The following is a 22580-nucleotide window of genomic DNA, read 5'->3' on the forward strand; positions in this document are numbered from 1 at the left end:
TTGCCCGCACCCTACGCGCTCAGCGCGGTGGCGACAATCGGCCGGAGGTCACAACGCCGCGGTCAGCGGGCATTCGCCGCGTTCGCGGCAGGCCTGCAGTTCGCATTCCTGCGCGGCTTCATCGTCATCCAGTGCGGTCAGGTCGAAGGTCTGCTTGTTCTCGCCCAGCACGTACATCACCGGGTAGTCCCACACGTCGTCACTGCGGGTGCCCTTCACGAACAACCGGCCGTGTGCGCGGGGGCCTTCCAGGGCCACGGTCAGGCCGACATCGCGCTGGCCGTTGAGCGCGGTCTGCATGCTGCCCAGCGGCATCGATTCGGTGCGCAGCGGCTCGCCGAAGGCTTCCACCAGTTCGATGCTGCACCCCGCGCGACGCATCGCTTCGCGCATCGGCGGGCTCTCGCGTGCCGCCTCGCTCCAGCGCAGCACGCTCCAGGCCACCACGCCACCCGCACCGGCCAGCACCAACAGCACGGTCAGCGGCATCGCCCAGCGCCAGTGACGGCACCACCAGCCGGCGGGCCTCGGGCCATGGGTGGGAATCGGCGGTGGCAGGGTCATCGGCGGGCTCCTTCCCGTTTGTCCATCAGGGCTTCAGGCAGCGTCCCAGGAAGGCTTCGGCCACACGGTAGCGATGCAGGGCATCGGCACCGGACAGACCATGCTTGGCACCCGGATAGGTCATCAGTTCGAACGGCTGCGCACGCTTCTGCAGCGCGCTCATCAGGCTGGTCGAGTTGGTGAAGAGCACGTTGTCGTCGGCCATGCCGTGGATCAGCAGCAACGGCGAACGCAGGCCATCGATGTGGGTCAGCACGCGCGCTTCGCGGTAACCCGCTTCATTGCGCGCCGGCAGGTCCATGTAGCGTTCGGTGTAGTGGCTGTCATACAGGCCCCAGTCGGTGACCGGTGCGCCGGCCACGCCACAGGCGTACTGGTTCGACGCCTTGGCCAGCAGCATCAGGGTCATGTAGCCGCCGTTGGACCAGCCCTGCACGCCGATGCGCGCCGGGTCCACCCACGGCTGCTGCTTCAGCCAAGTCACGCCACGCAGCTGGTCGGTCACTTCCACCGTGCCCTGCTTGCCATACAGCGCGCCACCGAAGTCACGGCCACGGCGCGGGGTACCACGGTTGTCCAGCGAGAACACCACGTAGCCCTGCTGGGCCAGGTACTGGTTGAACAGGTGGTCGCCACGGCCGGGCCAGCTGTCGGTGACGGTCTGGCTGGCCGGGCCGCCATAGACGTACACGGCCACCGGGTAGCGCTTGGACGGATCGAAGCCGGCCGGCTTGATCAGGCTGTAGTTCAGCGGGGTCTTGCCGTCGGCAGCCATCAACGTGCCGAACTCGACCGGGCGCTGCGCATCGCGGTAACGCGCATACGGATGCTTCGGGTCCGCCAGATCGTTCTCAAGTAGGGTAGCGATCTTCTCGCCATTGGCGCGGAACAGCTCGATCTGCGGCGGCGTGGTGCTGTTGGACCAGCTGTCCACATAGACGCTGGCGTTGCGGGCGAAGCTGGCGCTGTGCATGCCCGGCGCTTTGGACAGGCGCTGCGGCTCGCCACCCTGTAGCGACACCGCGTAGATCTGGCTTTCGCGCGAGCTCTCGATGCCGGCACGGAAGTAGGCCTTGCCGGCCTTTTCATCGACCGCCAGCAGCTCGTCCACCGGCCAGTTGCCGCGGGTCAGCGCGGTGGTCTTGCCCTTGCTGTCGATGCGGTACAGGTGCTGGAAGCCGGTGCGCTCGGACGACCACAGCACGCTGCCGTCATCCAGAAAACGCAGGCTGTTGTGCAGCGGCACCCAGGTCGGGCTGGTCTCGTGGGCGAGCACGCGCTGGCGGTTGGAATCGAGTGCCACTTCCACCAGGTCCAGCTGCTTCTGGTCGCGCGACTGGCGCTGGAAGCTCAGGTGCTGTGCATCGCGCCAATCGACGCGGGCCAGGTAGATGTCCTGCTCCTTGCCCAGGTCGACCCAGCGCGGCTGCGCATCGGCAGCCGGTGCGATCACGCCCAGCTGCACGCGTACGTTGGCGTCGCCGGCGGCCGGGTAACGCTGTTCGATCACATCGGTGCGGTCGGCGTAGACCTCGTAGCGCTTCTGCACCGGCACCGGTGTCTCGTCGATGCGGGCGAAGGCGATGGCCGAATCATCCGGCGCCCACCAGTAGCCCGTGTGGCGGTCCATTTCTTCATCGGCGACGAACTCGGCCACGCCGTTGCCGATGGTGGTGCTGCCGTCGCGGGTCAGCTGCAGCTGCCTGCCGCTGGCCAGATCGATCACCCACAGGTTGCGGCCGCGGATGAAGCTGACGAAGCCGCCCTTCGGCGACAGCTTGGCGTCGGTGGCGAAGCCTTCACCGTGGGTCAGCTGGCGCACGGCCGCCGCCCCCTGCTGCTTGAGGTCGTACAGGTAGAGTTCGCCGCCCAACGGGAACAGCAGGCGCTGCGCGTCCGGCGACCACTGGTAATCGACGATGCCGGTCATCGCGGCGATGCGCTGGCGCTCGCGGCGGGCCTTTTCCTCGTCGCTGAGGGTCTCGGTGCCGGGCAGCACCACCTTGGAATCAACCAGCAGGCGGGTCTGGCCGCTGCCGATGTCGTACGTCCACAGGTCCAGCTGGTTGCGGTCGCTGTCCTTGCCGCGCAGGAAACTGACCTGCGAGCCGTCCGGCGCCACCTTCGGCTTCATCAGGGTCGGGCCAGACAGCGGCAGCGGGCCGGTGATGGCTTCCAGGGTCAGCTTTTCGGCGTGGGCGGCGGTACTGGTGGCGAGCATGAGGGCGAGCGAAGCGAACAGGTGGCGCATGGAGGATCCCGTCAAACGGCAGGTCCGCCCCGCGGCGGGCGCCGGGCGGTCGTCCCCCATCCTAACCAAGCCTGTGCAGGAAGGCAGCATGACCTTCCGCCCATGCCGCGGTGCTGGGGTCAGAGCCCTTTGCGCTGCAAAGGGATCCGACCCCGCGACGGGTCAGCGCTGGCCGAACAGGTGCTTGCGCTCTTCGTCGCTGAGCGGCTTGCCGGCGTTGGGGTTCACCTGCTGGCGCAGCGCATAGGCGCGCTGGGTGGCCGGGCGTGCGGCGATGGCATCGTGCCAGCGCTTGAGGTTCGGGAATGCGGTGAAATCCACCGGCAGCTTGTCGTAGGCGCCGATCCACGGGTAGCTGGCCATGTCGGCGATGGTGTACTCGTCGCCGGCCAGGAAGGCGTGCTGGGCCAGGCGCTTGTCCATCACCCCATGCAGGCGGCGCACTTCGTTGTCATAGCGCTCGATCGCATACGGGATCTTTTCCGGCGCATACACATTGAAATGCCCCATCTGGCCGCTCATCGGGCCCAGGCCGGCCATCTGCCAGAACAGCCACTCCAAGGTGGTGACGCGGCCGCGCGGGTCGCGGGGCAGGAACTGGCCGGTCTTCTCGGCCAGGTACAGCAGGATCGCGCCGGACTCGAACACGCTCTGCGGGGCGCCGCCATCGGCCGGGGCCTGGTCGACGATGGCCGGCATCTTGTTGTTGGGCGAAATGGCGAGGAATTCCGGCTTGAACTGGTCGCCCGAGCCGATGTTGACCGGGTGGATGCGGTATTCCAGGCCGGTTTCTTCCAACAGCAGGGTCACTTTGTGGCCGTTCGGGGTGGGCCAGTAATACAGGTCGATCATGGCGTCGGCTCGGGGTGCGGAAAGGAACCTGAAGTCTAGTGCGAGAGTTGGGTTGGCACCGTCATGGCGGGCCGGTAACCTCGCCTCTCCCCCGAAACGCAGCATCCCCCGCATGAGTGCAAACCGCCCGCCGCTCTCCCCGTTGTCCACGCTGATCTTCGCCTCGCGCTGGCTGCAGCTGCCGCTGTACCTGGGCCTGATCGTGGCGCAGTGCGTCTACGTGTTCCTGTTCGGCAAGGAACTGTGGCACCTGATCTCGCATTCCGCCTCGATGGGTGAACAGCAGATCATGCTGATCGTGCTGGGCCTGATCGACGTGGTGATGATCTCCAACCTGCTGGTGATGGTGATCGTCGGCGGCTACGAGACCTTCGTCTCGCGCCTGCGCCTGGAAGGCCACCCGGACCAGCCGGAGTGGCTGAGCCACGTCAACGCCAGCGTGCTGAAGGTGAAGCTGGCGATGGCGATCATCGGCATCTCCTCGATCCACCTGCTGAAGACCTTCATCGCCAGTGGTGCGCTGGGCGGCATTCCGCTGTGCACGCCGGAACAGATGAGCGTGGCCGCAGCCAACATCGGCGTCGCCCGCTGCTCGATGCTGACCCAGGAAGGCGTGCTGTGGCAGACCATCATCCACTGCGTGTTCATCCTGTCGGCGATCGGCATCGCCTGGACCGACAAGCTGATGTCCAACAGCCACAGCAAGTCGCACGACAAGGCGCACGACCACTGAGGTCGTCGCAGGCAACGGCGGTGGCCGTTGCCCCTCCCGGCCACCGCCCCTTGTACGCGGCGGTGGCCGGGATGCTAGATTGCACCCTCGCCGTTGCCGGCGGTGGCGTCGGGAAACGTCACCCTGCCGCGCCCGGACCGCAGGTCCCGGCCATGCATATCAATGATTTACGTCACGTCGTCTTCTAGAGGGGAGCAGGATGTCGCACGTCTCAACGATCACCGCCGCGCGCCGGTGGCTGCCGGTTGCTTTGGCACTGGCGCTGGCCGCCTGCTCGGGCAAGGAAGAATCCGCGGCACCGGCCCCGGCCGCCGCACCCACCGCCGCTGCACCGGCCGCACCGGTGGTCGCCGCCAAGGTGCAGTCGATGGGCACCGAGCAGCTGCGTGAGTCGGCCAGCCAGGCGCTGCGCGAGAACCGCATGTACGCGCCGGCCGGCGACAACGCCATCGAGTACTACCTCGCCCTGCGCGACAAGACCCCGGACGACGCCTCGGTGAAGAGCGCGCTGACCGACCTGCTGCCCTACACCCTGATCGCTGCCGAACAGCACCTGGGCCGCGAGGACTACACCGAAGCACAGCGCCTGGTGGCGCTGATCGAGAAGGTGGATGCGTCCGCGCCGGCGCTACCGCGCCTGAAGGACGGCCTGGCCAAGGGCGTGCAGAACGCTGCCAAGCGCACCGAAGCGGAAGCCGAGAAGGCGAAGAAGGACGCCGAGGACCGCAGCAAGCAGCAGACCGAACAGCAGCGCCTGGCCGAGCAGCGCGCCAAGGAAGCCGACGCGGCCAAGCAGATCGCCGCCCAGCAGGATGCCGCCCGCCGCGACAACGAGCGCCAGGAAGCCGAGCGCCAGGCCGCTGCCCGCCGCGAAGCCGAGCAGAAGCAGCAGCAGGCCGCCGCCCAGCAGGCCAGCGCCGCACGCCAGGCTGCTGCTCCGGCGGCCGCTGCAGCGCCGAACCTGCGCCCGGTCAGCACCCCGGCACCGCGCTATCCGTCCGAGGCACTGCGTGCAGGCACCTCCGGCGAAGTACTGGTGGAAATCACCGTCGGCACCGACGGTTCGGTGATCAACGCCCGCGTGCTGCGCGCAACTCCGTCGCGCGTCTTCGATCGCGAAGCAATGAACGCGGTCAAGCGCTGGCGCTTCGAGCCGGTCAGCGCGCCGGTCACCACCCGCCGCACCCTGGTATTCGCCCCGGGCGGCGGCTGACCACGAAAAAAGGGGACGGAGGGGATTAAGTCGTTTCCGCCCCGCAATGACGACACGGCCCGGCATGTCCGGGCCGTGTTCGTTTCAGGAGAGGCTGTCGATCATGCGCTGCAGTGCTGGATCGCGCGCGGCCAGTACCTGGAACAGGCCCAGCGCATGCAGGCCCGGCAGCAGCGCACGCAGGTCGGCTTCGGCGGTGGCGCGGGTGGCGTCATCGCTGGCGGGATCCTGCCAGTCACGGACGGTGGCGAGGAAGGCACCGACGCTACCCTTGCGCACGGTGAGGCCATTTACCTGCACGTCGTTCTGGTGGTCGGGAAGGATGTCCTGCGGCTGCATGGGTGATGCTCCTGTGGGATCGGGAGGCCAGTGTGCCGCCCAGCCAGCGACACTTCTGCCGTATAACTGCCATTGGATATGGCAGATCAGACATCACCTGCGTTGATTGACCCCGCTTTGGCGAACGCCGAAGGCGGTCCCCTCGTCATGGCCTCCCAGCTGCGGGTGCCCGGACGGCGCCGCACCGCCCGTCACCAGCACGTCCGCGGCCAGCTGCTGGGCGCGCACCAGGGCGTGCTGCGGATCGAGGCCGGCGATCTGCAGTGGCTGCTGCCGGCGGGGCATGTTGCCTGGATTCCGCCCTTGCTGCCCCACGCACTGGTGGGGGCGGAAGGGTTCGATGGCTGGAGCCTGTATTTCTGCGCCGAGGCCTGCCTGGACCTGCCCGCCGTACCGCGCATTTTCCAGCCCAACGCGCTGTTGCAGGCCGCGATGATGCGTGCACTGCACTGGCCACACCAGGCACTGGACGCCGCGCAGGCACGCCTGGCCGGCGTGATCGCCGATGAGATCACCGCCAGCACGCCGCTGCCGCTTGCCCTGCCACAACCGCGGGATCGCCGCCTGCGGCGGATCGCGGCGGTGCTGGCACGTTCGCCGGATGACCTTCGCAGTGTCGAGGCGTGGGCAGCCACCTGCGGCCTGTCCAGCCGCAGCCTCGCCCGTCGTTGGCAGGCCGAAACCCACATGACGCTGAGCCAGTGGCGGCAGCGCCTGCGCGTGCTGCTGGCGCTGCCCCGTCTGCTGTCCGGCGAACCGGTGATCAGCGTCGCGCTGTCGATGGGCTACGACACGACGAGTGCCTTCATCGCCGTGTTCAAGCGCGAGATGGGGGTGACGCCCGCGCGCTACGCAAAAGGGGACGGAGGGGATTAAGTCGCTCTTGACTCATCCGACACTGCTTCGCGGCATTGCCTGATGCCCTGCTCTGCGGCCGCGATGACAGGCTGAGGCCCCCCTTCGGCCTTCGAATCCCATGCCCCGACAAGCGCGCCTGATGCTGGCAGGCCAGGCCTATCACGTGATCCAGCGCGGTGTGAACAAAGGCGCGATCTTCATCGACGACATCGACCGCCAACTGTTCCTGCATCTGTTGCACAGCGCATTCCTGAAGCACCACGTCGCACTGCATGCCTATGTACTGATGGGCAACCACATCCACCTGCTGGCCACGCCTTCCACACAGCAGGGACTGGCGGGCGCAATGCGCATGCACGGCAACAACTACGTGCAGGCCTTCAACCAGCGGCACGGACGCAGTGGGCCTCTGTGGCAGGGGCGCTTCCATTCCTCGATGATCGACAGCGACGCTTATCTTCTCAGCGTATACCGCTACATCGAACGCAATCCGGTTCGCGCCGGGATTGCTGTCAGCGCCGAAGATCATCCGTGGTCCAGCGTGCACGGCAACCTTCAACGACGGGATGATCCAATGCTCACCCTGCATCCCGCGTTCAAAGCACTTGCAGGAACCGCTCGGCAGAGGGCGAGGTTGTATGCCGAATTCCTGCGCGATGTGAATGCATCCGCAGCCCTGCCCGCAATCCGCAACCACAGCGCCAGGCAACGCCCGATGGGGGACGCTGCATTCCTGCGGATGGTGGAGCAGACGCTGGGGCGCCCCGTGGCGATACGCAAACGAGGGCGCCCGCGCAAGGAGAGGACGGGGGAGGCAGAAACGACTTAATCCCCTCCGTCCCCTTTTCGGGTCAGCCGGAGATCGCCAGGCGCTCGTTGTGGTAACGGCGCACGGCGGCGAACCACAGCACCGCGGCCAGGCCGAGGCTGGCGCCGAGGTAGATCGCCCAGACCGCCGGGGTGATCGTCTCGTGGCGGATCACCTTCAGCAGCATCTGGTTCTGCGACAGGAACGGCACGGCGTACTGCCACATCTCGCTCTTCAGCGGATAGGCCACCAGTGCGTAGCCGGGCAGCATCGGCAACAGCATCAGCCAGGTCATGTGGCTCTGCGCTTCCTTCATGCTCTTGGCTGCGGCCGACAGGAAGGTCAGCAGCGAGGTGCCGATCAGCAGCATCGGCAACATCACCAGCAGCATCTGCAGCATCGATCCGACGTTCATGTTGAACTGGCGGCCGATATTGCCGGGCGCGATCTGCGCGCTCACCTTGAACGCGACCAGGGTCAGCAGCAGCGATACGAAACCGACCACGCATGCGGCAGCGATCTTGCCGCTGACGATCGCGCTGCGCGAGCCCGGCGTGGCCAGCAGTGGTTCCAGCGACTGCCGTTCGCGCTCGCCGGCGGTGGCGTCCATCACCAGGTAGGCGCCACCGATGAACGAGGTCAGCGTCAGCAACACAGGCAGCAGCATCGACAGGATCATGCCGCGCTTGGCTTCGGCACTGGCCAGGTCCTGGCGCGCCACGTCCAGCGGGCGTGCCACCTGTGCATCGATGCCGCGCGCCATCAGGCGCAGTGCACCGACCTGGCCGTTGTAGGTGGCCAGCGCCGCTTCCAGGCGTGCGCCAGGCACTTCGGCAGCGCGCCGCGTGCTGTCCTTGATCACCTCCACCAGTGCCGGCTTGCCATCGGCCCAGTCCTTGCCGAAGTCATCGCTGATGCGCAGCGCCACATCGATGTCCTGGGTGCGGATGGCCTCGGCCAGGTCCTTCGGTGCCGGTGCGGCATTGAGGCCCTGTGCGGCGAGGAAGCGCACCAGGTTCGGTGCGTTCTCCGCGCCGATGGTCGGGATCTGCAACGGCTCTTCGATCTGGGTGCGCACCCGGCTCTCGGCCAGCTTGCCCATGCCCAGCAGCAGCACCGGGTACAGCAGCGGCCCGAACAGCAGGGTCAGCAGCAGCGTGCGGCGGTCACGCGACAGGTCGCGCAGTTCCTTGCGCATCACCGTCATCAGGGTCGACATCATGCTCATGCGTGCAGGCCCTCTTCGCTGCCGATCAGTTTCACGAACGCATCTTCCAGGTTGGCTTCACCGGCCTGCGCACGCAGTTCGTCGGCGCTGCCGGCGGCCATCACCGTGCCCTTGGCGATGATCACGATGTGGTCACACAATGCACCCACCTCCTGCATGATGTGGCTGGACAGGATCACGCAGCGACCCTCTTCGCGCAGGCCCAGCAGGAAGCGGCGCAGCGCGCGCGTGGTCATCACATCCAGGCCGTTGGTCGGTTCGTCGAGGATGACGTTGCGCGGGTCGTGCACCAGCGCGCGGGCAATCGCGGTCTTGGTGCGCTGGCCCTGCGAGAAGCCATCGGTCTGCCGGTCGAGGATGTCGCCCATGTCCAGCGCGTGCGACAGCACCTCGATGCGTTCGCGGATGCGCTCGGCCGACAGGCCATGCAGCTCGCCGAAATAGGCGATGTTCTCGCGCGCGGTCAGGCGCTTGTAGACGCCACGCGCATCAGGCAGCACGCCGAGGTGGCGACGCACCTCCACCGGATTGCGCGCCGCATCGATGCCATCGACGGTGATGCTGCCCTGATCGGGCGTCATCAGCGTGTAGAGCATGCGCATGGTGGTGGTCTTGCCGGCACCGTTGGGGCCGAGCAGGCCGGTGATCCGCCCATCCCCGGCGCGGAAGCCGACGTTGGCGACCGCCTGGATGCGGCCCGTGCGGGTATCGAAGGCCTTGTGCAGGTTGTCGGCGACGATCATGGTTCCCATCCGTTGAACGAGGTGAACGCCGGCACGTAGCTCAGCGTGTCCAGGCAGCCGGCATCCAGTGCCTTGGCATCGGTCTTGTCGATGAACTGGCCGAGCAGGCGCGGCATGCAGCCGGCGGTCAACGTGCCATGGCCCTGGCCACGGGCGACCAGCGCACGGCCATTGGGCAGGCCCTTGAGCACCTGTGCGGCGTAGCGCGGCGGCGTCACCGGGTCCAGTTCACCGGACAGCAGCAGTGCCGGCACGTCGCTGCGCAGCGGCACGGCATCGCTTGCCGGCGCCGGACGGTGCGGCCACACCGGGCAGGCCGCGAAGAAGGCACTGGCGACTTCGTTGCCGAACAGCCGCTCGGGGTCCTCGGCCGGCGCGTGGTAGCGCGGTGCATCCTCGCTGCAGATCACCGACCACTGCATGCCGCGGTTGATCTGGAAATCCATGCTGCGGTTCGCGCCCCGCGCCAGCGATGCCAGCGGTGCGTAGCGACCGTGTGCGGCCTCATCCAGCACCAGTGGCAGCAGCGAGGAATACTGCGGCACGTAAGAGAAGGCGAAGGCCAGGCCGACCACGCTGTCCGGCGTCAGGACATCCTGCCGCGGTGCGTTGGTACCCGGATCGCGATATTCGACCGAGACCGGTGCACGGCGCAGGGTATCGACCACGCTGCGCAGCTGCGCGCGGGTATCGGCCGGGAAACGCTTGCTGCACGCGGCGTCCTTGCGGCACTGCGCCGACTGCAGGGCGATCGCATCCTCGAACGTGGTCGCGAAGTCACCACCGACCACCAGCTCGTTCGGCACCACGCCATCGATGACGATGCTGCGGGTGTGCTGCGGATAGGCGCCGGCATAGCGCTGGGCCACACGGGTGCCGTAGGAGCCGCCGACCAGGTTGACCTGATCCACGCCAAGTGCACCACGCACCGCGTCCAGATCGGCGATGGCCTCGGTGGTGGTGTAGAAGCGCGCGTCGGCACGCCCCTGCAGCGACGCCGCGCAGCGCTGGGCGTAGTCGCGCAGCGATGCCTCTGAAGGCGCTGCATCCTCGTCCATCTGCAGCGGCTTGCCGTCCGCGCCCAGGCAGCTGAGCGGGTTGGAGCCGCCGGTGCCGCGCTGGTCGATCAGGAACACGTCGCGCTGCTTGCGCACCTGGCGCAGCGCGGTATCGACGATGACCGCCACCTCGCTGGCCGCCTGGCCGGGGCCGCCGGCCAGGAAGAACACCGGGTCGGGCTGGCTGGCACCACTGCTGCCCGATTCCAGCCAGGCAATGCGCAGGCCGATCCGGCGGCCATCGGGCTGGGCCCGGTCCTCCGGTACCTGCAGGGTGGCGCACTGCGCCTCCACGTTGGCGCTGGCGCCTTCGGTGGACAGCGTGCAGGGCTGGAAGTCGATCGTGCCGAAACGACGGCTGGGTGCATCACTGGCATTTCCGGCGTCGGCCGGCGGTGGCTGGCTGCACCCGGCAATCATCAGGCTGGCCAGCATCCCGGCCAGCGCGAGGTGGTGTCTTTGCATCGTGCTCGTTTCCCCTGGAGGACGTTCCTGTCGACCACGACGGGCTGCCGCGGAAGATGTGACCCAACTTACACGGGCAGCGCGCCAACGGCGATGGGCAATGACGAATCCGCCGCCGACGGCGCACAGACCAGGCGGTCCCGCCCCTCGGCCTTGGCCCGGTACAGGGCGGCATCGGCGGCGGCCAGCAGGGTCGACAGATCGCCCTGCCCTGCATCCATCGCAAGACCGACGCTGGCGGTGACCGGCACCCGTCCCTCGGCCAGCACTGCCGGCCGCTGTTGCAGGCGTGCGCGGATCGCGGCGGCCCGCTCCACCGCATCGTCGCGCGTGCTTCCGGCCAGCACCAGCACGAACTCTTCGCCGCCGTAACGGCCCAGCAGGTGCTCGTGGCCCTGCACGCAGTGCTGCAGCGTCGCCGAAAAATGGCGCAGCACCTGGTCGCCCGCCAGGTGGCCCCACCGATCATTGATCTTCTTGAAGTGGTCCACGTCGATCAGCAGCAGCACCAGCGGGCGGCGCTGCCGGCGTAGCTTCAGCAGTTGCGCCTGGCCGTCGGCCAGCACCGCGCTGCGGTTGAGCAGGCCGGTCAGGCCATCGGTACGGGCGGCATGGCGCAGGTCGACCAGCATGCGCTCGACCAGCAGCAGCACCATCGCAAAGCAACGGGCCAGTTCCAGCATCACCCCGGCGATGTACGTGGCGAACATCGGCGAGCCAGTGCGCATGATGTCCTCCCCGGCATCCGGTGCCACCGGCAGGAACAGGCGCCCCCCATAGAGAGCGGCCTCCGCCAGGAACACGGTGGCGGCCAGGCGGCAGCTGGTGCGCTGCTGGGGCGGCGCATGCCGCAGCAGCAACCCGGCGATCCAGCCATCGACAATCAGTGCGAACACGCTGAACACCTGCAGGCGCAGGGCCAGGTTCGGCCACAGCACCAGGAACGCGAAGATGCAGGCCATGAACGCGGCCGCCATCAGCAACGGCCGCCACAGCGGCAACGGCTGCTCCAGATGCAGGGCTACGCCGCGCAGCATCATCAGCCCGCAGCCGGCCATCGCTGCATTGCCGGCCAGTACCGCCGGGACCAGTGGCAGGTAGGGCCGCAAGGCCAGCAGGGTCACCCCCAGGGTCAGCAGCCACAGGCTGATGGTCCACTGCCGCAGCACCGGTTGCCCGCGCAGTACGACCAGCAACAGCGAGAACCCCACGGCAATGCCGATGCAGAGCAGGAAGCCAAGCACGGTGATGGTGGGGAAATCCAGGGACATGCGGCGCTCGTCGGCCGGGGCGGCGCGCGCATCTTAGCGCCTTGTTGCGCGATCCCCGTGGCGTCCTCCTGCCCGATGCCGGTGTGGGGTCTGAAAACGGCGAGCATGGCGACCGGCGCATGCGCACAATCCGCGGAAAACCCAAGGAGACGCCCATGCACGCGTGGTACCTCGGCGGCATCGACCACCGCCCGTTCCTGCACCTGTTCGAGATGAGCGACAGCGCGCTCGCCGCGCGCGGCATCCAGCGTCGCTGGGCCGGCGCCAATGGCGGCCATCCCTGCCGGATCAGCCTGAGCGATCCCGCACCTGGCAGCGAACTGCTCCTGCTGTCCCACGTCCACCTGCCGCTGCATTCGCCGTACCGCGCCGCCGGCCCGATCTTCGTGCAGCGCGGCGTGACCCGTTGCGTCCTGCCGCCGGGCGAAGTGCCCCCGTATGTACAGCGCCGGATGATTTCGGTGCGTGCCTATGACCACGCCGCGCTGATGTGCGGTGCCCAGGTCTGTGCGGGCACCGAGGTGGCGGACCACCTGGATGCCCTGTTCGCCGACCCGTCGGTGGCGTTCGTCCAGCTGCACAACGCGGCGCATGGCTGTTTCTCGTGCCAGGCAGATCGGGTGGGTGCCGAGACTGCGTAGCGTGATCTCCATGACGTGATCGATGCCACGCCGGTCACGTGACGTCCAGCGCATCCGTTCAGCCCTGCGTGAAGCCTGCGGGAAGGGCTTCACATGCGCAGTCACGGATCGGTACTGCGAGAGTTCCGTCGCCTGCAGCGCGACTCGATACTCGCCGTGGTGCCGCCGGAAGTCCGCCGCGCAGCGCAGCTCCTGCGGTCACCGTTCCCTTTCGACGATCACAAGGATGCGCCATGTCATTCCGATCCACACCGCTGTTGCTGGCCACCTCGTTCGCCGCTGCGGGCCTGTGCCTAGCCGGCAGCGCGTTCGCCCACGGCACCATGACCACGCCGGTCAGCCGTGTCTATGCCTGCTTCCAGGGCAATCCCGAGAACCCGACCAACCCGGCCTGTGCCGCTGCAAAAGCGATTGGCGGTTCGCAGGCGTTCTACGACTGGAACGGCATCAACCAGGCCAACGCCAACGGCAACCATCAGGCCGTGGTGCCCGACGGCAAGCTGTGCAGCGGCAACAACCCGACCTTCCGCGGGCTGGATGTGAACCGCAGTGACTGGCAGACCACGCCGATCCAGGCCGATGCCAATGGCAGGTTCACCTTCCTGTTCAAGGCGACCGCACCACACGCCACGCGCGACTGGCGCTTCTTCGTCACCCGCGAAGGCTGGCAGCCGGGCAGCCCACTGCGCTGGGCCGACCTGCAGGAGTTCTGCACGCTGGGCAATACACCACTGTCGGCCGATGGCACCTACAAGCTGCAGTGCACGTTGCCGCAGCGCACCGGCCAGCATGTGATCTACAACACCTGGCAGCGCTCGGATTCGACCGAGGCGTTCTATACCTGCATGGACGTGCGCTTTGAAGGAAGCGGCGGCAGCACCCCGCCCGCTGCGCAGTGGCAGGATGCCGGCCCGGTCACCGCACGCGGCGAGCTGCCGGTGGGCACGACGCTGGCACTGCGCGTGTTCAACGCCAACGGCAATGATGTCGAACGCGTGGAAACCACCTTGGCCAGCGGCCAGACTGCGGCCACGCAGTGGCCGTTGGCGCTGGCCCGCAAGGTCAATGCCAGTGCCCAGCACGCGCGCGTGGGCGTGCTCAACAACGGCGTGATCGCACCCTCCGCTTCGGCCACCGACAACCGCGTGTACCTGAAGGACGGCAACCGCTTCCAGCTCGACACCCAGGTGCCGGACCCGGGCACGCCGTCGCCGGGCGGTGATTTCGACCACGTGTACCCGGCGGGCATCGGCAGCTATGTGCCGGGCCAGACCGTGGTGAAGGGCAGCGACGGCAAGCTGTACGCCTGCCGCCCGTTCCCGGAAGGTGCATGGTGCAATGTCAACGCCGAGGCGTACCGGCCGGGCGTGGGTGCGGCCTGGCGCGATGCGTGGATCGCGTACTGAGGCGGTGACGCGGGAGGCGGTGCAGCGTGCACCGCCTTCTGCCTGCAAAACGGCACAGTGAGCACCGTGTTGCAGATCGAACACGGCCGTCATCGAATTCGAACTTATCCGATGTTGCCGACGGGCCTGCATGTGAAGACTGCGCGAGGTTTCCCACACTTCGCAAAGGAGTTCCTGCATGCACCTGTCCCATCGGGCAGTCCTCGCTCTGTCCGTCGTTGCCGGCCTGGCCCTGTCCGGCAGCGCCTTCGCCCACGGCACCATGACCAAGCCGCTCAGCCGCGTGAAGCAGTGCCACGAAGGCAATCCGGAAAACCCGACCAACCCGGCCTGTGCCGCGGCCAAGGCCATCGGCGGCGCGCAGCCGTTCTATGACTGGAGTGCAATCGCCCACGGCAACGCCAATGGCAACCACCGCGACCTGGTGCGTGATGGCGAACTGTGCAGTGCCAGCATCCCCAAGTACCGCGGCCTCGATCTGAACCGCAGCGACTGGCCGACCACGCCGGTCCGCGCCGATTCGCGCGGCCGCTACACCTTCGAATTCCGGGCGCCGGCGCCGCACGCCACCCGCGAGTGGAAGTTCTACGTCACCCGTGATGGCTGGCAGCCGGGCAGCCCGCTGCGCTGGGCCGACCTGCAGGAATTCTGCACCCTGGGCAACGTGCCGCTGTCCGAAGGCGGTGTCTACAAGCTGGACTGCCCGCTGCCCAAGCGCAGTGGCCAGCACATCATCTACAACACCTGGCAGCGCTCGGATTCGCAGGAAGCGTTCTACACCTGCATGGACGTGCGCTTCGAAGGTGGCGGTGGCGTGGTTCCGCCGCCGCAGTGGCAGGATGCCGGCGCGGTGACCGCCAATGGTGCGCTGGACGTGGACAGCACCGTGACCCTGCGCGTGTTCAATGCCAACGGCAATGACCTGGAGCGTGTGGAAACCAAGCTGGCGACCGGCCAGACCAGCCCAACGCAGTGGCCGCTGGCCCTGGCCCGCAAGGTCAACGCCAGCGCACAGCACGCGCGCGTGGGTGTGATGAAGAACGGCGTGATCACGCCGGTCGCGTCGGCCACCGACAACCGCGTGTACCTGAAGCCGGGCAACCGCTTCCAGCTGGAAACCCAGGTGCCGGGGCCCGGCCCGATCGATCCGGTCGATCCGCCGGGCGGCGACTTCGACTTCGTGTATCCGGCCGGCCTCGGCAGCTACAAGCCGGGCGAGACCGTGGTGAAGGGCACCGACGGCAAGCTGTACGCCTGCCGCCCGTTCCCGGAAGGCGCCTGGTGCAATATCAACGCCGATGCCTACCGCCCGGGCACCGGCTTTGCCTGGCGCGACGCCTGGATCGCGTACTGAGGCAGGGCACCGGGGGCGGCGCGATGCCGCCTCCGGTTCATGGGGTTGCCGGCCAGCGGCCGGCACTACCCTGGTTTACTTGCTGCTGACGTACTTCTCGCGGCGGATCTGCGGATTGCCCAGGCCGGCGGCCTTCAGCAGTTCGGCACAGGCGTCGACCATGTCCGGGTTGCCGCACAGGTAGGCGATGTCGGTGGCCGGGTCCGGCGTGAAGCCGGACAGCGCCTGCTGCACGTAGCCGTGCTGTACGTCCGGGTGCGGATCGACCGGCAGTTCGCGCGACAGGCACGGAACATAACGGAAGTTCGGGTGTTTTTCGGCGAAGCTGTAGAAGTCTTCGCTGTACAGCAGCTCGCCCGGGCTGCGCGCGCCCTGCAGCAGCACGATCTGCACGCCGCGTTCGGCCATGGCCTTTTCCAGCAGCGGCAGCATCGAGCGGTACGGGGTAACGCCGGTGCCGGTGGCGATCAGCAGGTAACGGGCGTTGTGGTCACCGGGATTCAGGCAGAACCGGCCGTAGGGGCCGGACGCACTGATCTGGCCGCCCTGCTCCAGCGCCTCGAACAGCGCGGTGGCGGCGCCACCGGGCACGAAACTGACTGCGATATCCACCGCCTCGCCCGGGCCCAGCGCGTGGTCGTGGATGGTCGCCAGCGAGTAGCTGCGCTTGGTTTCGGTGCCGTCGGCGTAGCTGAAATGGACCTGGATGAACTGGCCGGGCTGGAAATCCAGCGGCTGTCCATCGTCACGCACGAACTGGTAGTGGCCGACGGTCGGGGCCAGCATGCGGCAGCCGACCAGCTTGAGGGGGAATTGAACAGGCACGACTTTTCGGGACAGTGTGTAGCCGGGGCAAGCCCTCGGGGTCTTCTATAATAGCCCCTCCCCGCCCCTCTCCAGCGCCAGCCCATGGGCGCGAAGGCTTCGAGCTTGGCATCCCAGAACGATATGGCGCCCGCCCTGCGCGTGCGCGACCTGCGCAAGACCTACGACAACGGCACCCAGGCCCTGAAGGGGGTTTCCCTGGAAGTGGCCCCGGGCGACTTCTTCGCCCTGCTCGGCCCCAACGGTGCCGGCAAGTCGACCCTGATCGGCATCATCAGCTCCCTGGTCAACCTCAGCGAGGGCAAGGTGGAGGTGTTCGGCAGCGACCTGGTTCGCAACCGCAGCGCCACCATGCGCCTGATCGGGCTGGTGCCGCAGGAAATCAACTTCAACCTGTTCGAGAAGCCCTTCGACATCCTGGTGAACTACGCCGGCTTCTACGGCGTGCCGCGCGAGGAAGCCGAGCAGCGCGCCGAAGAGGAACTGAAGCGGGCCCACCTGTGGGAAAAGGCGCAGGTGATGAGCCGTACGCTGTCCGGCGGCATGAAACGCCGGCTGATGATCGCCCGCGCGATGATGACCCGCCCGCGCCTGCTGATCCTGGATGAGCCGACCGCCGGCGTGGACATCGAGATCCGCCGCGACATGTGGCGCGTGCTGAAGGAGATCAACGCTGCCGGCACCACGATCATCCTCACCACGCACTACCTGGAAGAAGCCGAGTACCTGTGCCGCCACCTGGCGATCATCAACCATGGCCAGATCGTCGAGCAGGGGCCGATGCGCACCCTGCTGGCCAAGCTGGACGTGGAAGGCTTCCTGCTGGACATCGATGGTGACCTGCCGGCGCAGCTGCCGGTGATCGAAGGCGCGACCCTGACCGCGCCGGACCCGCATACGCTGGACATCGACATGCCGCGCGCGATGGACCTCAACCGCGTGTTCGCCACGCTCAACGAGTCCGGCATCCGCGTGCGTTCGATGCGTACCAAGAGCAACCGCCTGGAGGAGCTGTTCGTGCGCCTCACCGGCAACCTGGAGAAGCCTGCATGAGCACCACCGAGCTGACCGACGGCCAGCGCAACCGCATCGCACTGATGACCATCGTGCGCCGCGAAGTCGCCCGCATCATGCGCATCTGGGGCCAGACCCTGGTGCCGCCGGCGATCACCATGACCCTGTACTTCCTGATCTTCGGCAACCTGATCGGGTCGCGCGTGGGTGACATGGGCGGCTACACCTACATGCAGTTCATCGTGCCGGGCCTGGTGATGATGAGCGTGATCCAGAACAGCTACGGCAACATCAGTTCCTCGTTCTTCGGTGCCAAGTTCGGCCGCCACGTGGAAGAGCTGCTGGTCAGCCCGATGCCGAACTGGGTGATCCTGTGGGGCTACGTGGCCGGTGCCGTGCTGCGCGGCCTGATGGTGGGCGTGATCGTGCTGATCATCGCGATGTTCTTCACCCCGGTGCGCATCCCGCACCCGCTGGTGATGCTGACCACGGTGATCCTGGGCGCGACGATCTTCTCGCTGGCCGGTTTCATCAACGCGGTGTATGCGAAGAAGTTCGATGACGTGGCGATCGTGCCGACCTTCATCCTGACCCCGCTGACCTATCTGGGTGGCGTGTTCTATTCGGTGAAGCTGCTGCCGGGCTGGGCCGAAGCGGCCACGCACGCGAACCCGATCTTCTACATGGTCAATGCATTCCGCTATGGCCTGCTGGGCAGCAGTGACGTGCCGCTGCCGGTGGCCTACGGGTTGATGATCGGATTCGTGGTGGCGCTGACGGCGCTGGCGCTGTGGCTGCTGCGTCGCGGCGTGGGCATGCGCAGCTGAGGGGTGCCTGCAGGGCCTGCGGCCCTGCACCCGCCGAATCAACGTCAACTTCAACGGCAACGGCAAAAGCTGACTATCCGTGGGATGGCGGGGTGGGTCCGGTTTCGGGGGACGCTGCAAGTACGTCCATGTAAGCTCGGTCGCCGCATCCATGCGGCTCACGCCCCCGCAACCGGACCCACCCCGCCTTCGACAGGTTCCCGCTGCTGTTGGTGGGTGTCGACCTTGGTCGACACGATGGATCCACGCCATGCGTGGATGAAGCGTTCCCTGTAGAGCCAAGCCGATGCTTGGCTCTTTTCGTTTCGGATTGCGGCTAGGCTGTGGCGATGAAGATCACTTCCATTGCGTTGGACAAGGCTGTATCGGATGGCCCGATCGATGCCTTCAGCCATGTCCTGCTGAGCGATGCGCCCACGCTGGATGAGGTGCTGGGTTGCCTGGCCTTGCTGCACGTGGCCGATCCCCGCCATCGCTACCTGTGCACGCTCGACGATGTCGGCCAGTGCCGTTACACCAGCATGCATGCGTCCGACGACGCGCGCATTGCGTTGTACGAAGACGAAGACCCGGCGACGCCGGAAGATGCGTTGGCGGCACGCAATCGGTTGCTGGCGCATGTGGTCGCGCAGCTCGAGCATTCCACGCATAGGTTGGAGTGGACAGCGCTGGCGGGCACGTTGATGTGCAGCGACGAGGACATCGAGGCGCTGGTCGCCGCCAATGCGACACCGGATCTCATCGTCGACGACGTCGTCTGCGTGCAGCAGGTGCCCGTGACACGTGACGACCTGCTGATCGCCGCCCTGCCCAATGGCTACTTCAGTGCGGACTGGGACCTCTTCCAGAACCACGCCCTGATCCGGCACCTGCAGCAGCACTACGACTACCGCCTGTTCGGACTCGGTGCGTCGTGGCTCGGCTTCCAGCGCGACCGCGCACCGTCGCCTGCAGAGGCGAGCGCGTTGGTCGCGGACCTGCAACGCATCTACGCGGCCGGAACGCACGACACCTGGTCAAAGCTGGCTGCAACGCTGGTCTCCCGCACTACCCTGCTGCTGGGCTACACCGAAGACTTCAGCGAACAGCTGCCCTGAGCACCGCTCTACACGAGCTCGCGCAGCGAGCGACCCGCTTCCGCTCTTGATCTGCTTTCCGTGGTGGCCGCACCCGGAAACTGTCAGGGGTCGTGTGCGCCGGGCTCGCGGGGGTATCCGCGCCAGGGATGGCGCGGCTAAGCCCCCATGGACGGGTTCACGGCGTCCCCCGCGAACCCGGCGCACACGACCCGGCTCATGAAACCAACTGCGCGAACCACCACGAGGGGCACCGCCGTTGGCCGCAATCTCCGGCACAATCGAAATCCTGATTCCCCAGAAAACGGTGAACGTGCAATGCGCATCCTGATCCTCGGCGCCGGCGGTACCGGCGGTTACTTCGGCGGTCGCCTGGCCCAGGCCGGCGTGGACGTGACCTTCCTCGTGCGCCCCGCACGTGCCGCCCAACTGGATCGCGACGGCCTGGTCATCCGCAGCCCGCTCGGCGATGCCAGCTTCCCGGTGCAGCACGTCACCGCCGACGCGCTGCCTGCGCTCGCCGCACAGAAGCCGTTCGACCTGGTCATCCTCAGCTGCAAGGCCTATGACCTGTCCAGTTCGATCGACGCCATTGCCCCAGCCGTTGGCGCAGGCACCACCGTGCTGCCGATCCTCAACGGCCTGCATCACTACAACGCACTGGATGCGCGCTTCGGCCGCGACGCTGTGCTTGGCGGCCTGTGCTTCATCAGCGCCACCAAGGCGCCCGACGGTGCGGTGCTGCACCTCGGTAAACCGGCCAAGCTCACCTTCGGCGAGCGCGACGGCGGCGCGGTCTCCGAACGCGTGCGCGCCTTCGCTGCGGTCTGTGCGCAGGCCGATCTTGATCACCTGGCCAGCGAACACATCGGCCAGGAGCAATGGATCAAGTACACCTTCCTGACCGCCCTGGCCGCCGCCACCTGCCTGCTGCGCGCGGATATCGGCACCATCGTCGCCACCGATGACGGCGAGGCCATCGTGCGTGGCCTGTACGACGAATGCCTGGCCGTGGCCGAGGCCGCCGGTGAACCGATTCCCGAGGCCGCGCAGGACACCGCGCGCGGCACCCTGACCCAGGCCGGCTCGGCACTGAAGGCATCGATGCTGCGTGACCTGGAAGCCGGCCAGCAGGTGGAGGCCGAACAGATCGTGGGCGACATGCTGGCCCGCGCGCGCAAGGCCGACCAGGAAGCCCTGCTGCTGCAGGTCGCCTACAGCAGCCTGCAGGCCTACCAGGCACTGCGCGGCGCGTGAGCCAGACGTTGCAGGCCAGCACGCTGCCCTCGCGGATGCTGATCCTTGGCATGGGCTGGAGCGGCTGTGTGCTGGCCCAACATCTGCGGGCATTGGGCGTACACGTCGCCGGCACCGTACGCGATCCAGCATCGGCACCACGCGATGGTCTGCGTCGCCACGCGCTGCGTGCCGATGCCACGCCATCGCCTACCCTGCTCGATGAGATCGCGCAGGCCGAGGCCGTGCTGTGCAGCGTGCCGCCCGATGCCGAGGGTGACCCGGCACTGCGCCTGTTGTTGCCCGCGCTGCAGGCCAGCCCGGCATTGCGCTGGGTGGGCTACCTGTCATCCACCTCGGTGTATGCCGACCGCGCCGGCGGCTGGGTCGACGAGCGCAGCGCGGCCGATGCCACTGAATCCGCCGGCGTGCAGCGCCTGCGGGCCGAAGCACAGTGGCGTGCACTGGCCGAACAACGCGGTATCGCATCGGCGCTGTTCCGTCTGCCCGGCCTGTACGGTCCCGGGCGCAATGCCCTGCTGCAGCTGGCACAGGGACGTGCGCGCCACGTAGTGCGTCCTGGCCTGGTGTTCAACCGGCTGCACGTGGATGACCTGGCAACGGTCGCTGTCGCATCGATGCAGCGGCCGTGCGTGGATGGGCTGTATCTACCGGCCGATGACGAGCCGGCACCGCCGCAGGAGGTACTGGCCTTCGCCGCGCAGCTGGGTGGGTTTGCGATGCCACCTGCCGTGGCCTGGGACGACCCTGCACTGAGCCCGACGCTGCGGCGCTTCTACGAGAGCAACAAGCGCATCGACAGTCGCGGCACGCGTGAAGCACTGGGGTGGCAGCCGCGCTTCCCCAGCTACCGTGAGGGCCTGCGCGACCTGCTCCGGTAGTGCCGGCCGCTGGCCGGCAATCGCGCGATGCTTGCGGCGTTCATGCTGCTGCCGGCCAGCGGCCGGCACTACCTGATCAACCCACGTCGGGCAGGCGGAAGAACGCACGCGTCGCTGCAGTCGCATTGGCCGCCGTCACCGCCACGTCTTCGCCACGGTCACGCGCCAGCTCTTCCACGATGTGCGAGAGGAACATCGGTTCGTTGCGGCGGTCCTTCGGCATCGGCTTCAGCGTGCGCGGCAGCAGATACGGCGCGTCGGTCTCGATCATCAGGCGGTTGGCCGGAATGTTCTTCACCAGCTCGCGCAGGTGCGCGCCACGGCGCTCGTCGCACAGCCAGCCGGTGATGCCGATGTACCAGTCCTGGTCCAGGTAGTCGAACAGCTCGTCACGCTCACCGGTGAAGCAATGCACCACCGCCGGGCCGATGCGACCTTCGAAGTTCTTCATCTGTGCCATGAAATCGGCATGCGCGTCGCGCTGGTGCAGGAACAGCGGCTTGCCGTTGTCTGCAGCCAGCTGCAGCTGGCGCTCGAACGCACGGTGCTGGGCCGGGCGCGGCGAGAAGTCACGGAAATAGTCCAGCCCGCACTCGCCCACCGCCACCACTTCCGGGTGCGCATGCAGCGCGCGCATCTCGGCGTCGCATTCCTCGGTGTATTCCACCGCATGATGCGGGTGCACGCCGGCGGTCGCGTACAGGAAGCCCGGGTGCTGCTGCGCCAGCTGCAGGGCCAGTGGCGAGTGCTCGCGGCTGGCACCGGTGATGACCATCTGCACCACGCCGGCCTGGCGCGCGCGCTCCAGCACGGCATCGCGGTCGCGGTCGAAGGAGTCGTGGGTCAGGTTGGCGCCGATATCGATCAGGTGCATGGTCATCGCGGGGGAAAAGTGCCCGCGCATTGTACCTGCGCC

The 22580-nt window shown here is 67.4% G+C and carries 22 protein-coding genes; 12 read left to right on the forward strand and 10 right to left on the reverse strand.

All coding sequences use genetic code 11. The features are described 5' to 3' along the window. Nucleotides 1-48: 48 nt before the first annotated feature. From ACUZUJ_RS21250 to ACUZUJ_RS21260, 3 genes are all read right to left on the reverse strand, one after another. Nucleotides 49-564 (reverse strand): cytochrome c oxidase assembly factor Coa1 family protein, encoded by a 516-nt coding sequence (locus ACUZUJ_RS21250; RefSeq protein WP_101766276.1) that lies wholly within the window; start codon nucleotides 562-564, stop codon nucleotides 49-51. A 25-nt stretch (nucleotides 565-589) separates the two neighbouring features. Further along, complete coding sequence (gene dap4, locus ACUZUJ_RS21255) at nucleotides 590-2815, reverse strand: dipeptidyl aminopeptidase 4 (RefSeq protein WP_119006909.1); 2226 nt, start codon at nucleotides 2813-2815, stop codon at nucleotides 590-592. A gap of 162 nt (nucleotides 2816-2977) precedes the next feature. Continuing rightward, nucleotides 2978-3667 (reverse strand): glutathione binding-like protein, encoded by a 690-nt coding sequence (locus ACUZUJ_RS21260; RefSeq protein ID WP_049442833.1) that lies wholly within the window; start codon nucleotides 3665-3667, stop codon nucleotides 2978-2980. Nucleotides 3668-3779: 112 nt separating this feature from the next. Between ACUZUJ_RS21260 and ACUZUJ_RS21265 the strand changes: the two genes are divergently transcribed. Both ACUZUJ_RS21265 and ACUZUJ_RS21270 read left to right on the forward strand, forming a co-directional pair. Further along, complete coding sequence (locus ACUZUJ_RS21265) at nucleotides 3780-4400, forward strand: TIGR00645 family protein (protein ID WP_014038884.1); 621 nt, start codon at nucleotides 3780-3782, stop codon at nucleotides 4398-4400. A gap of 199 nt (nucleotides 4401-4599) precedes the next feature. Continuing rightward, nucleotides 4600-5613 carry an energy transducer TonB gene (locus ACUZUJ_RS21270; RefSeq protein WP_014038885.1) on the forward strand — a complete coding sequence of 338 codons (1014 nt, stop codon included), beginning with the start codon at nucleotides 4600-4602 and terminating at the stop codon, nucleotides 5611-5613. A gap of 84 nt (nucleotides 5614-5697) precedes the next feature. Here the strand turns inward: ACUZUJ_RS21270 and ACUZUJ_RS21275 are convergent, their stop codons facing one another. Then, nucleotides 5698-5952 carry a hypothetical protein gene (locus ACUZUJ_RS21275; protein WP_101766278.1) on the reverse strand — a complete coding sequence of 85 codons (255 nt, stop codon included), beginning with the start codon at nucleotides 5950-5952 and terminating at the stop codon, nucleotides 5698-5700. A gap of 78 nt (nucleotides 5953-6030) precedes the next feature. Here ACUZUJ_RS21275 and ACUZUJ_RS21280 point away from each other — a divergent pair, with 78 nt between their 5' ends. Continuing rightward, the gene (locus ACUZUJ_RS21280; protein WP_101766279.1) at nucleotides 6031-6828 is read left to right on the forward strand and encodes an AraC family transcriptional regulator; all 798 of its coding nucleotides are present in this window, start codon (nucleotides 6031-6033) and stop codon (nucleotides 6826-6828) included. Between the two features lie 100 nt (nucleotides 6829-6928). Continuing rightward, nucleotides 6929-7639, forward strand: coding sequence for a transposase (locus tag ACUZUJ_RS21285; RefSeq protein ID WP_458220532.1), 711 nt, complete (start codon nucleotides 6929-6931; stop codon nucleotides 7637-7639). A gap of 22 nt (nucleotides 7640-7661) precedes the next feature. On the opposite strand, the gene ACUZUJ_RS21290 is transcribed toward ACUZUJ_RS21285, so the two are convergent. The 4 genes from ACUZUJ_RS21290 to ACUZUJ_RS21305 all read right to left on the reverse strand — a co-directional run bounded on the left by ACUZUJ_RS21290 (nucleotide 7662) and on the right by ACUZUJ_RS21305 (nucleotide 12383). Further along, a complete protein-coding gene (locus tag ACUZUJ_RS21290) occupies nucleotides 7662-8846 on the reverse strand; it encodes an ABC transporter permease (RefSeq protein ID WP_014038889.1) in 1185 nt (394 codons plus the stop codon). Continuing rightward, nucleotides 8843-9589: an ABC transporter ATP-binding protein gene (locus tag ACUZUJ_RS21295; RefSeq protein ID WP_014038890.1), complete on the reverse strand. Its 747-nt coding sequence runs from the start codon at nucleotides 9587-9589 to the stop codon at nucleotides 8843-8845. The genes ACUZUJ_RS21290 and ACUZUJ_RS21295 overlap by 4 nt, the downstream gene beginning before the upstream one ends. Continuing rightward, complete coding sequence (locus tag ACUZUJ_RS21300; protein WP_119006911.1) at nucleotides 9586-11112, reverse strand: alpha/beta fold hydrolase; 1527 nt, start codon at nucleotides 11110-11112, stop codon at nucleotides 9586-9588. The genes ACUZUJ_RS21295 and ACUZUJ_RS21300 overlap by 4 nt, the downstream gene beginning before the upstream one ends. A 68-nt stretch (nucleotides 11113-11180) precedes the next feature. Further along, nucleotides 11181-12383, reverse strand: a complete 1203-nt coding sequence (locus ACUZUJ_RS21305) for a GGDEF domain-containing protein (RefSeq protein WP_049442827.1) — start codon at nucleotides 12381-12383, stop codon at nucleotides 11181-11183. Between the two features lie 155 nt (nucleotides 12384-12538). Between ACUZUJ_RS21305 and ACUZUJ_RS21310 the strand changes: the two genes are divergently transcribed. The 3 genes from ACUZUJ_RS21310 (at nucleotide 12539) to ACUZUJ_RS21320 (ending at nucleotide 15784) form a co-directional block, all read left to right on the forward strand. After that, nucleotides 12539-13024 carry a DUF1203 domain-containing protein gene (locus tag ACUZUJ_RS21310; RefSeq protein ID WP_049442826.1) on the forward strand — a complete coding sequence of 162 codons (486 nt, stop codon included), beginning with the start codon at nucleotides 12539-12541 and terminating at the stop codon, nucleotides 13022-13024. 233 nt (nucleotides 13025-13257) lie between these two features. Next, entirely contained in the window at nucleotides 13258-14430 is a 1173-nt protein-coding gene (locus ACUZUJ_RS21315) for a lytic polysaccharide monooxygenase (RefSeq protein WP_458220533.1), read from the forward strand. 178 nt (nucleotides 14431-14608) lie between these two features. Continuing rightward, nucleotides 14609-15784, forward strand: coding sequence for a lytic polysaccharide monooxygenase (locus ACUZUJ_RS21320; RefSeq protein ID WP_014038895.1), 1176 nt, complete (start codon nucleotides 14609-14611; stop codon nucleotides 15782-15784). A gap of 75 nt (nucleotides 15785-15859) precedes the next feature. Here the strand turns inward: ACUZUJ_RS21320 and ACUZUJ_RS21325 are convergent, their stop codons facing one another. After that, entirely contained in the window at nucleotides 15860-16609 is a 750-nt protein-coding gene (locus ACUZUJ_RS21325; protein ID WP_101766284.1) for a ferredoxin--NADP reductase, read from the reverse strand. Nucleotides 16610-16693: 84 nt separating this feature from the next. On the opposite strand from ACUZUJ_RS21325, the gene ACUZUJ_RS21330 reads away from it, so the two are divergent. From ACUZUJ_RS21330 to ACUZUJ_RS21350, 5 genes are all read left to right on the forward strand, one after another. Continuing rightward, entirely contained in the window at nucleotides 16694-17662 is a 969-nt protein-coding gene (locus tag ACUZUJ_RS21330; RefSeq protein ID WP_049443487.1) for an ABC transporter ATP-binding protein, read from the forward strand. Further along, on the forward strand, nucleotides 17659-18450 hold the full coding sequence (locus ACUZUJ_RS21335) for an ABC transporter permease (RefSeq protein ID WP_014038898.1): 792 nt from the start codon (nucleotides 17659-17661) through the stop codon (nucleotides 18448-18450). The genes ACUZUJ_RS21330 and ACUZUJ_RS21335 overlap by 4 nt, the downstream gene beginning before the upstream one ends. A gap of 329 nt (nucleotides 18451-18779) precedes the next feature. Further along, nucleotides 18780-19547 (forward strand): hypothetical protein, encoded by a 768-nt coding sequence (locus ACUZUJ_RS21340; RefSeq protein WP_458220313.1) that lies wholly within the window; start codon nucleotides 18780-18782, stop codon nucleotides 19545-19547. 297 nt (nucleotides 19548-19844) lie between these two features. Then, complete coding sequence (gene panE / locus ACUZUJ_RS21345; protein WP_101766286.1) at nucleotides 19845-20783, forward strand: 2-dehydropantoate 2-reductase; 939 nt, start codon at nucleotides 19845-19847, stop codon at nucleotides 20781-20783. A gap of 35 nt (nucleotides 20784-20818) precedes the next feature. Then, nucleotides 20819-21664, forward strand: coding sequence for an NAD-dependent epimerase/dehydratase family protein (locus tag ACUZUJ_RS21350; protein WP_458220343.1), 846 nt, complete (start codon nucleotides 20819-20821; stop codon nucleotides 21662-21664). A 76-nt stretch (nucleotides 21665-21740) separates the two neighbouring features. Here the strand turns inward: ACUZUJ_RS21350 and ACUZUJ_RS21355 are convergent, their stop codons facing one another. Next, nucleotides 21741-22538: a TatD family hydrolase gene (locus ACUZUJ_RS21355; RefSeq protein WP_197587231.1), complete on the reverse strand. Its 798-nt coding sequence runs from the start codon at nucleotides 22536-22538 to the stop codon at nucleotides 21741-21743. Between the last annotated feature and the right edge of the window lie 42 nt (nucleotides 22539-22580).

The sequence above is a fragment of the Stenotrophomonas sp. S4 genome, assembly GCF_054187805.2.